The organism is Thermoflexibacter ruber, assembly GCF_900113045.1.
Classification (GTDB): domain Bacteria; phylum Bacteroidota; class Bacteroidia; order Cytophagales; family Thermoflexibacteraceae; genus Thermoflexibacter; species Thermoflexibacter ruber.
Genome location: NZ_FONY01000039.1, coordinates 42,290 through 52,340 on the forward strand (window position 1 = coordinate 42,290; position 10,051 = coordinate 52,340).

Annotated in this window: 8 protein-coding genes; 5 read left to right on the top strand and 3 right to left on the bottom strand. The window is 38.0% G+C overall.

Going from position 1 to position 10,051, the window contains the following annotated elements; all coding sequences use genetic code 11:
- Nucleotides 1-45 precede the first annotated feature (45 nt).
- From BM141_RS18035 to nuoB, 3 genes are all read right to left on the bottom strand, one after another.
- Nucleotides 46-1,962 carry a c-type cytochrome gene (locus tag BM141_RS18035; RefSeq protein WP_091548867.1) on the bottom strand — a complete coding sequence of 639 codons (1,917 nt, stop codon included), beginning with the start codon at nucleotides 1,960-1,962 and terminating at the stop codon, nucleotides 46-48.
- Between the two features lie 59 nt (nucleotides 1,963-2,021).
- Entirely contained in the window at nucleotides 2,022-2,255 is a 234-nt protein-coding gene (locus tag BM141_RS18040) for a NifU family protein (RefSeq protein ID WP_091548868.1), read from the bottom strand.
- A 73-nt stretch (nucleotides 2,256-2,328) separates the two neighbouring features.
- Complete coding sequence (nuoB, locus tag BM141_RS18045; RefSeq protein WP_177217442.1) at nucleotides 2,329-2,865, bottom strand: NADH-quinone oxidoreductase subunit NuoB; 537 nt, start codon at nucleotides 2,863-2,865, stop codon at nucleotides 2,329-2,331.
- 165 nt (nucleotides 2,866-3,030) lie between these two features.
- On the opposite strand from nuoB, the gene BM141_RS18050 reads away from it, so the two are divergent.
- From BM141_RS18050 to BM141_RS18070, 5 genes are all read left to right on the top strand, one after another.
- Entirely contained in the window at nucleotides 3,031-3,552 is a 522-nt protein-coding gene (locus BM141_RS18050; protein WP_091548869.1) for a hypothetical protein, read from the top strand.
- A 181-nt stretch (nucleotides 3,553-3,733) separates the two neighbouring features.
- On the top strand, nucleotides 3,734-5,227 hold the full coding sequence (locus BM141_RS18055; RefSeq protein WP_091548870.1) for a M14 family zinc carboxypeptidase: 1,494 nt from the start codon (nucleotides 3,734-3,736) through the stop codon (nucleotides 5,225-5,227).
- A gap of 8 nt (nucleotides 5,228-5,235) precedes the next feature.
- Nucleotides 5,236-6,072 carry a class I SAM-dependent methyltransferase gene (locus BM141_RS18060; protein ID WP_091548871.1) on the top strand — a complete coding sequence of 279 codons (837 nt, stop codon included), beginning with the start codon at nucleotides 5,236-5,238 and terminating at the stop codon, nucleotides 6,070-6,072.
- A gap of 4 nt (nucleotides 6,073-6,076) precedes the next feature.
- The gene (locus BM141_RS18065; RefSeq protein ID WP_091548872.1) at nucleotides 6,077-9,400 is read left to right on the top strand and encodes an AAA domain-containing protein; all 3,324 of its coding nucleotides are present in this window, start codon (nucleotides 6,077-6,079) and stop codon (nucleotides 9,398-9,400) included.
- A gap of 93 nt (nucleotides 9,401-9,493) precedes the next feature.
- Nucleotides 9,494-10,051, top strand: a 558-nt coding sequence (locus BM141_RS18070) for an Rpn family recombination-promoting nuclease/putative transposase (RefSeq protein WP_245764102.1), incomplete at its 3' end; no start/stop codon positions are given.

Sequence of the window (10,051 nt, forward strand, 5' to 3'; positions counted from 1 at the left end):
TCAACCCCTACAACTTCAAAGATTTTCAGGGGTTGAGCAAAAAAACTACTTTACACTCAAAATATACTGTGCCACTAACTTCAATTGCCTCTCTGACAGGTGCGACTGAGCTGGCATAGCCTCGCCCACACGCTTTTTGCCCGGTGCTTTTATCCACTGTATCATGGCGGCGGGATTGCCTTGATAAATTTGGGACATTTCTTTGATGGTAGGACCGATGAGTTTTTGGTCAAGGGCATGGCAAGCAGAGCAGTTTTCTTGGAAAACTTGCTTGCCCAAACTTACTTCTGCCGCCAACTGTTCTGGTGTAAGTTTCTCAGTTTTTGTATTTATTGCGGTTTTAGGCTTATCTAACGAAGCAGTTTTTGTAGGCGTAGTCATCGCCTTATTTTGAGTAACTTTTGCCTTTGGAGAATACTTAGCAACTATATTCGTTATTTTTTCACCTTCTGGAAACTCATTCAAAGTATAGTAACCAAAGTCATGTAAAAGAGGTACTTTCTCCTCCTTTGCAAGTACACCCATAGCCTTAATTTCATGCACGTAGTGCTGACGTAAACCCTCTACTACTAATCTCGCTCTCATACCATCTTCCGAAACCACCACCCCTTTGATTTTACACTCCTGCTCATTAATCATAGGGCTACCATACTTCCCGTGATGCTTGTAAATGAAACTCTTAATAGCGTATGAATCTATGTATTCTGCTGTAGTTCTATCCGCAGGCTTGGTAAATTCTAACTCAAATCCGTCAGGTTTGGCATATACGGCTTTGATTTCAAAGGGTATTTTTCCACTCCAAACCAGCCTTTGTAGGGCATAAGGAGCTTTCCCTGTACTTGCCCACCCGCGATTAGTTTGCCCTACGAACATGGAGCCATCTGTTCCCCAAGTCATACGTAAGACACCAGAAGCAAAACCTTCTCTAAATGGAAAAACAGCACCTTGATATTTGCCTTTGACTTTCTCTAAAAACACACGCATAATTTTGCTTTGTCCTTGGTCGCCTACAAAAACTTGATTTTCAAATACGCCAAACTTGCCCGCCGTTTTATCAGGGACAATATCAGAAGTAGAGATACCTAAAATGCCATGTGGCAACCAAACTGAAGGAGGTTTAATTTTTCCCTTATTTTTGAGTTCCTCAGCCACCTCAAAAAGTGGTTTACCCGAGTCTGTGATGTCATTTCTTTTCAAACTCACAGGAGAGTTTGGCTCACTTGCCCAGTCCAGCCCTGCAGGATTCCCCCCAACAAAATCCCCTTGCTCTACGTGAGTGATAAAACCAGAACCTATCCAATCTCCTTGATTATCAGAGTAAAAAATATCTCCTTCTGCATTAAAGCCCAAACCTGCGGGCGAGCGAACTCCTGTGGCGTATGGAACGAGTTTGCCTTCGGGAGTAATTTTGACCATCCAGCCCCTCCACTTTACTTTGCTTCTCCCAATCCACCATTCAGGGTCAAAAAAGCCCACGTTGAACGTAACTATCATCTCGCCGTTGGGTAAAAACTTAGGACCAAAGCTATATTCGTGATAGTTCCCTGACAAATCCCAAGAACAAACTGTTTCATATACATCAGCAATATCATCTCCGTTTCTGTCTATCAATTTGGTAAGTTCACTTCTCTGGGCTACATAGAAGGCATTATCACGATAAGCTAAGCCCAAAATCTCGTGCAGTCCTTGTGCAAATAGTTTAAAATATGGATTTTTCCCTTCTTTCATGTATGGATTCTCTATAAGCCAAACTTCACCTCTACGTGTAGCAACTGCTAATCTGCCGTCAGGTAGGCTCTCTACGCCCCCACCTTCTAAGATAATCCCTTCTGGAATGGGCAGAGTAACCATTTTGTAATAGTCATTTTCTGTAGGAAGTTTGGGGGTTTCACTGGATTGGCTTAGTGCAGAGAATGAAAGCAAAAAGAATCCTAAGAAATAAAATACATTTTTCTTTTTCATAATTAGCTTTGATAATCAATTAGTTGTGATTTTTTATTTATAGTTCTGTTAGAGATTTTTCAAACAGCAAGTACTCCTTTGATTTCAGGGACTTCATTTTTGATGGTTTGCTCCACGCCTGCCTTCAAAGTCATCACAGACATCGGACAAGAGCTACAAGCCCCGATGAGTTCTACTTGGGCAATCATTTCATCAGAAATATCCAATAACTTTACATTCCCCCCATCTGCCTCCAAATAGGGTCTGATATGATTCAAGGCATTTTCCACCTTTTGTATGAGTTCTGTTTTCATATATTCAAGCTATAAATATAGTGTTGCAAATATAGGATTTTAGATTATAATTTCTGGATTTCTAACATATTAGTCAAATTGAGCTATTTTCTTGCATTTTTAACAAGGTTTCAATTGCCTTAGGCGCATCATTTTGTTTAAGTTTAATTTTCTCTTGTAATTTCAAAAAACCACCAATCAATGCCTCTGGACGCGGCGGGCAGCCTTGCACATAGACATCAACAGGAATAATTCTGTCCACTCCTTTGACTACATGATAGCCATGCTCCCAATAAGGTCCTCCGCAGTTGGAGCAGCTTCCCATAGAAATCACGTAGCGAGGCTCTGACATTTGCTCATATAAGCGGCGAATGCGGTCAGCCATCTTAAAAGTTACCGTGCCAGCTACTATCATTACATCGGACTGTCGGGGTGAGGCACGTGGGAAAACGCCGATTCTGTCCAAATCATAATTAGAAGTATAAGCCCCCATCATTTCTATGGCACAACACGCCAAGCCAAAACTCATAGGCCAAAGCGAGGACAAACGCGCCCAGGTCAGTAAATCGTCTAACTTTGCTACTATGATTCCTCCTTCTCCTGTTTTTATTCTCTCAGCAAAATTCATCATTTGCAACTCTTTTAGAGGTTAATTCGTCTTTTATAAAAACTAAACTTAGGCTTTTTTATACCTTCCCAAACAATAATTTGTTTTTAAAACTTCAAATTAATGGGTATTTTATTAAATTTGTAACAAAAATTATAGAGAAAGTATTTTTAAAAGTATAAAATTCTTATGAAAAAGTATTCTTTAACCATTTACGGACTTTTGCTACTTGCCTTTTTGTTCAATTCTTGTAAGACAAATATTATAGAAGTGCCTCCGCCAGACTATATAGATATTATGACTAAAGCAGGTACATTCAAGATGTTTAAAAGATTTGATAGTGGCACAGAGGAGGATAGACTATTTAAGTCCCGTAATGCAGACATTGTCATAAAAAAATCGCCTACGCCTAACGAAGTACTTTTTGAGGAAACTTACAAGCAAAATGAAAGGGACGTAACAGTTACCTATCGTGTAACCTTGGTGGACCCTACTGCCTTTTCCAATGCAGTTAAGTTGAGCATTGCACGCCAGACAATAAACAACGACACCTATGAGGGAACGATACACCCCGATTTGGCAAGTAATAACTTGCAAGGTTTTTTCGAGGCTTTCGATGCCAATGACAAAAAAGACCCTAAAACACCAGTCAATAGATTGATATTCGCACTTAGGGTGAACGGGGAACGCTGGCTCTATGGAGCAAGATAAAAACACTTGGAAAAATTCATCTAATCTTCTAAATCTTTTATCAAAAGGGGCTACCTAAAAGTTTGGATAGCCTCTTTTTTTCTGTTTTCAAAAATGCTGTTACCAAAATATTCTAAGAATTTTTACCTTGCAATTATCTTTGTGTAAAACTCCTCATCACCTAATATTAACTGTAACAAATATGAAAACAAAAATACTGCTGATTTTATTAATATATTTTTCTCATATCTCACAAGGTCAAAGTATAATGGACAAAAAACAGTTCATAGAGCAGATTGCTAACAAATACAATTCTTACAAAGAAGTTTCTATCAAAGATAGACGCTTTAAACACAAAGACGTACAAGCTCTTATCGAGAAAGTAAAGAACAACCCTTTATTCCAAGTAAGTCTTTTAGGCAAATCCATAGAGGGACGCGATATTTCACTGATTACCTTAGGTACAGGACAGACAAAAGTCTTGCTTTGGTCACAGATGCACGGGGACGAGTCCACAGCTACTATGGCACTTTTCGATATTTTTAATTTTTTTACCCAAAAAGATGAGTCTGACGAGTTGAAAAAGGATTTACTAAGTAAAGTAACCTTGTACTTTATCCCCATGCTCAACCCTGACGGCGCAGAAGTTTGGAAACGCCGCAATGCTTACGAAATAGACCTAAACCGCGATGCGATTCGCCTCCAATCCCCCGAGGCTATGATTTTAAAAAATATTCGCGATAGCATTAATCCCGAGTTTGGTTTTAACTTGCACGACCAGAGTATTTTCTATACGGTAGGCAACACTCCCAAACCCGCTACGATTTCTTTCCTTGCTCCTGCTTTTAACTATGAAAAAGACATCAACGAGGTCAGAGGCAGAGCAATGAAACTAATTGCAGAATTGACAGAAACGCTCTATCAATTTATGCCCAATCAAATAGCCAAATACAATGACGACTTTGAGCCAAGAGCTTTTGGAGATAATATTCAAAAGTGGGGAACAAGTGTAATTCTCATAGAATCAGGAGGCTACCCCAATGACCCCGAAAAACAGTACATCAGAAAAATGAACTTTATTGCCCTCATGACGGGCATTTTCTCCATCGCCCATCAAAACTGGGAAAAATACCAAATTGCACAATATGAGGCTATCCCTTTTAATGAAAGGTTACTTAAAAGTTTGATATTGAGAAATTTATCTTTGAAAAAAAATAATAAAGACTATAAAGTAGATGTAGCTTATCTTTATAGTGAAATAGGTATAGACAACGATAGGAATTTTTACTATAAAAATGCTATAGATGAAATCGGCGATTTGTCTATTTACTACGGCTATCAAGAAGTAGATTGTGTAGGAATGACAGGCGAGGAAGGCAAAGTTTATCCCAAAAAGTTCAGTAGTTTACAAGAAATCAAAAAATTAAATCTAAGAGATTTGTACAAAGAAGGCTATACTTCGGTCGTTTTAGAAAAAGAAAAAATTAGCGAAGATTTTACTACTCTGGGAATCAATATCTTACTAAATACAGATAAGCGTTATAAGAAAGTAGGAAGCCCGCTTGCCGCTATGGGCAAAAACCCTGATATAGTAATTCGCCAAAACGGGAAAGTTCGCTATGTAGTCATTAATGGATTTGTCCAAGATATGGAAAAGGAAAGTAATACTATTCTAAACTCGCTGATTTACAGATAAGAAAACTCATGCAAAAAATAAGATTCGGTTTTTTTATTTTCCTTTTTAATATTGCCTGCTCCTCTCCAACTTTGCAGGAGCAGAGCAAGCAAAGCGTAGCCATAAATCCTGAAAAAATACAATTTCTCAACCAAATTCAATTATATCAGCACAGTAAAAATCTTAAATACCAATTAGATAGTGCTAATATTTCCCCAGAAGATATTATCAATTTCTGCCGAGTAAGTTTTGATATAGAGCGGAAAACTGCCCTAATCCATGCGATACGCTCAGAAATTCCCAATAACCTCCAAGAAATAAACCAAGAATATTGGGGTGGAATTTTGTACGACTTACGAAGGTTCATGGAAAACATAAGCCTACTTAAGCAAGGTAATGATAAAGTATTTATGGACGTAGGCTCAGGTAATGGCGAAAAACTTTACGCCGCTCTTTGTTTGGGTTTTGAAAAAGCAATAGGCATAGAATATTCCCCTGATTTGGTCAAAATCGCCAAAGAAAGTTTGCAAGATTTTAAGCAAAGTGGACAAATCCATGCTATTTTAGCTGATGCTTTTGAAGTCAGACCAGAAATCTACGCCCAAGCCGATTTTATTTATCTTTACTCACCCATCAAAGACAACGAGCTCATGGCAAAGCTAACCTACCAAATCATGCAAAGCATGAAAAACGGGGCAAAACTGCTCGAAGTTCGCTTTGTTTACCGAGATGAATTAGCAAAAATTAGTAACTTAGACATTCCTGAAATGGCAGGTTTATTTGCTTTGAAAAAAGAAAATAAACAATTTTACTACGCACAATACGACCAATACCAAACAAAATGGGTTATTTTACCCTCAAAATGACACTATGCTTGATTTTTTTGAATTACTGATAGAAATTCATCAAGAGAATACTTCACTATCAGAAAAGTATATCAAACTCAAAAATGTATTAGATGAGGTAAGTAAAGACTTAACCAAAAATATTGGCTTGCACTTCTCCAGCTTCTTTGCGCGCATTGCTTTCCTTACCAACCAACATCAAATCAACAAAAGGATAGCTTGGCACTTGCAGCAAATCCGCCTTCTCAGTCATCAAATTTTGAGAAAAGGCTACCAACCTTCTCAAAATGAATATGATAATGCTTTCAAATCCTTAGCTGAGAGCCTGACAAAGTTCTACCAAGTCGGTATGCCTCCTGAAGTAGCAAGCATATTGCCTTTGACAGATTTTTTTGCTCCTTTGCCCAAAGTCATTGGAAAAAGCATTGAGAAAGTACGAGTAGAAGTAATAAGCATAGATTGGAAAAATGAAATTTTATACTGTCTTGCAGAAAGCAATGAATCAGAGGAGCAAATCTCGGTAAAGTATAATCTCCCAACTATCAATGATGAATTTACCCCTTCCATAAAAAAACTCTGGGAAGGAGCGCAACTCAACCTATTAGACGTACAAATAGATGAGAATGGTGTATATATTCCAAAATACTTTATTTTAGAGCCTGATTATCTCATAGATGTTTCAGGCATTGCCGAGTGTTTTCAAATGAAAGGCACGCAGCCTCTTGCTTTTTTATTGAGAAAATTAGAAGTTCAAGGACTAACACTGTCCCAACACTTAGGGAATATTGCTAACTTTTTTCTCGATGAAGTCCTAAATCAAACAGATGAAAACCCTGCGACTTTTGAGAATAGTTTTCTTAAAACATTTCAATTATATCCTATAGAATACACCTCTTTGAAAGAAATCGAGGAGAATGCTGACTTTAAATCTTTTATGGGCAATGCCAATTTGCACTTTTCTAATATCAAACGGACGGTAGAGCAGGATTTTACTAAGTTTGGGATTAATAATGAAAACTGCTATATAGAGCCTTCTTTTTTTTCAGAAAAATATGGCTTGCAGGGACGATTGGACTTGCTTCATCAACGAAACAATAAGTTTGACATCATAGAATTGAAAAGTGGGAAGTCTGTACCTAACTCGGATATGTGGCTGAATCATCGCATACAAACGCAGCTATATCGCCTCATGCTCCAATCAGTTTTTCAAACAGAGGCTCGTCAAATTAACCCTGCTATTTTTTACTCTGCCGCCAGTGGGAATAACCTTCGCTTTGCCGCCTCTTTCATCTCAGAGGAAAAAGAAATGCTCAATATCAGAAACTTAATTGTAGCTAATGAATTTGCCTTAGCGACCAGCGAATACCAAGCCAGGCAAGTAATAGGTCTGTTGCGAGAAAGTGAGTTCCAAAACTTTAGCCCTTTCGCTTTGGAATCAGTAGTGCATATTCAAAAAATATTAGCAGTTGCTACTCCTTTAGAGAAAAAATATTTTTACGCTTTTGTCAATTTTTTAGCCAAAGAACATCAGTTAGGTAAAGTAGGTGATACCGAATTTAGCCAAGGACTTTCTGCACTTTGGGCAAAGAGTTTTGAAGACAAAGCTAATAGCTTTGAAATTTTATATGATTTACAAATTATTGATAATCAATCGTATTCTGAAAGCCCTTGTTTGATTTTTAAGCGGACTAATCCAAAGAACGATTTTGTAAATTTCCGCGAAGGCGACATAGGCATACTCTATCCACGAGATACTCCTGAAACTACTGCCCTGCAAAATCAAATTTTCAAATGCACGATTGAAAAAATAGAAAAAGATAGCATCAAAGTACGCTTACGCTATAAGCAAAAGAATCAATCTTTCTTTGAAAAATACAACTACTGGGCGATAGAGCATGATTTCTTAGAGCATAGCTTTAATGCTATGTATCGCGGTTTATTTAGCTTTTTAGAATGTCCGCTGAAAGAAAAAAAAGAAGTGATTTTAGGATTAAAAGCCCCAGCAAAGCCTATTATTCCAGAGGAAAAAACACCTCCGCCTCCATATTTCAGCGAACTCAATCCTGAAAGTGCAGGTATCGTGCAAAAAGCCATGCAAGCAAAGGATTATTTCCTTATAGTCGGTCCCCCTGGTACAGGAAAGACCTCTCGCTTGCTGAAGACCTTAGTGAAAGAACTTTATAATCAAACAGATAGCATTATTTTACTCATTGCCTATACCAATCGCGCAGTAGATGAAATTTGCGAGGCAATTAGTGAACATCACTTAGGAAATTTTATTAGAATAGGAAGTGAACTCTCCACTAAGCCCGAGTTTAGAGGGCATTTGTTGGATAAAATTGCATCACAAGTCAAAAACCGAGCAGAACTCAGAGAAAAGATTTTGCAAACAAGGATTTTTGTAGGAACATTGGCTTCTATCTCAGGGAAGAACGAACTGTTCAACTTAAAAAAGTTCCATATCGCTATCATTGACGAAGCCTCTCAGATATTAGAGCCTCAAATTATTGGCATCTTACCCAAAGTGGAAAAATTCATCTTGATTGGCGACCAAAAACAACTTCCCGCCATTGCCCAGCAAGCACCTGAGCTTTCCAAGGTGAAAGATAAAGAGTTGATAGAGATAGGTTTAACAAATCGTAGAAATTCCTATTTTGAAAGATTGTTTAACCTTTGCCAGAAAAATGAATGGACTTGGGCGTATGATATGCTGACGCATCAGGGGCGTATGCACGCTGAAATCATGGCTTTTGCCAATGAATTTTTTTATGAGGGGAAATTAAAACTCATTCCTGCGGATTGGCAAATAGAAAGACTAAGTTTTAACGCAGGGGCTTATGAAAAAGATTCTTTGGCAGGTTTACTTGCTGTCAAGCGTTTGTTATTTTTCCCTACTCCCGTTTCGCATACTGATATAGATGAAAAAGTAAATGAGTTTGAAGCCTTAAAAGTAGTAGAAATCATACAGGCTATTAGGCACTTGTATAGTCAAAATAATAAAGACTTTGTGCCAGAAAAAACTTTGGGGGTCATCACTCCTTACCGCAACCAAATTGCCAAGATTCGCCATGAGTTAGAAAAGGCGGGTATAGCTGATTATGAGCGAATTACGGTAGATACCGTAGAGCGTTATCAAGGCAGCCAAAGAGACATCATCATTATTTCTTTTTGCATAAATAACATCTTACAAATGAGGAACTTAGTTTCTTTGGCTGATGACGACAAAACTGATAGAAAACTCAACGTAGCTATTACCAGAGCAAGGCAACAAATGATTTTTCTTGGCAATGAAAACTTATTGTCTAAAAATCAGATTTACAGGGCTTTGATTGATTTTGCGAAGAAGTAAGCTGCTGCATTACACTTATCTGCTCTCCCCAGTGGAGAGAGGTAGGTGGGGCAGAGGAAATCAGGAACGAATATTTGTTGAAAACTATAGTTGGTGAGACTCGTAATCAAGGTAGTCCTGCTGGTCAGGATTTACAATCTCGCCCAGTATTATTTCAAAGACGGTAGTCTTTATTACGCTACCTTTCCCATTCAAGAACAGGCGAAGCGAGGCGATTGGAACTATCAATTGAAAGGGGTTTATTCCATAGCCATTACCGACTTTCTCATAGATGACGACAAAGCAAACAGAGGCAAGATAGTGCATGACATCAGACTAATAGAAAAGGAAACACACAAGATATTTTATGACAAGTTGCGCTTTATCTATGTAGAAATCAAGAAGTTTGACAAGACCTTAGAGGAGATAGAAACGCATTTTGACAAGTGGTTGTATGTGCTAAAAAACTTAGTAAAAATAGAGGAGATACCAGCTAAGTTGCAAGAAAAAGTGTTTAGAAAGCTGTTTCAAATCGCAGAGATTGCACGTTTTGATGAGAAGCAGTTACAATCTTACCGAGATAGTGAAAAGAACTATTTGGACTTTACTGCCTCTTTGGAAACTTCGTTTAATGAAGGGAAAATTGAAGGAAAAGTGGAAAGAGAAATAGAA

Coding starts and splice junctions, on each gene's coding strand:
- BM141_RS18060 (WP_091548871.1), top strand. CDS start 5,236: ATGCAAAAAATAAGATTCGGTTTTTTTATTTTCCTTTTTAATATTGCC.
- BM141_RS18035 (WP_091548867.1), bottom strand. CDS start 1,962: ATGAAAAAGAAAAATGTATTTTATTTCTTAGGATTCTTTTTGCTTTCA.
- BM141_RS18050 (WP_091548869.1), top strand. CDS start 3,031: ATGAAAAAGTATTCTTTAACCATTTACGGACTTTTGCTACTTGCCTTT.
- BM141_RS18040 (WP_091548868.1), bottom strand. CDS start 2,255: ATGAAAACAGAACTCATACAAAAGGTGGAAAATGCCTTGAATCATATC.
- BM141_RS18055 (WP_091548870.1), top strand. CDS start 3,734: ATGAAAACAAAAATACTGCTGATTTTATTAATATATTTTTCTCATATC.
- BM141_RS18065 (WP_091548872.1), top strand. CDS start 6,077: ATGCTTGATTTTTTTGAATTACTGATAGAAATTCATCAAGAGAATACT.
- nuoB (WP_177217442.1), bottom strand. CDS start 2,865: ATGATGAATTTTGCTGAGAGAATAAAAACAGGAGAAGGAGGAATCATA.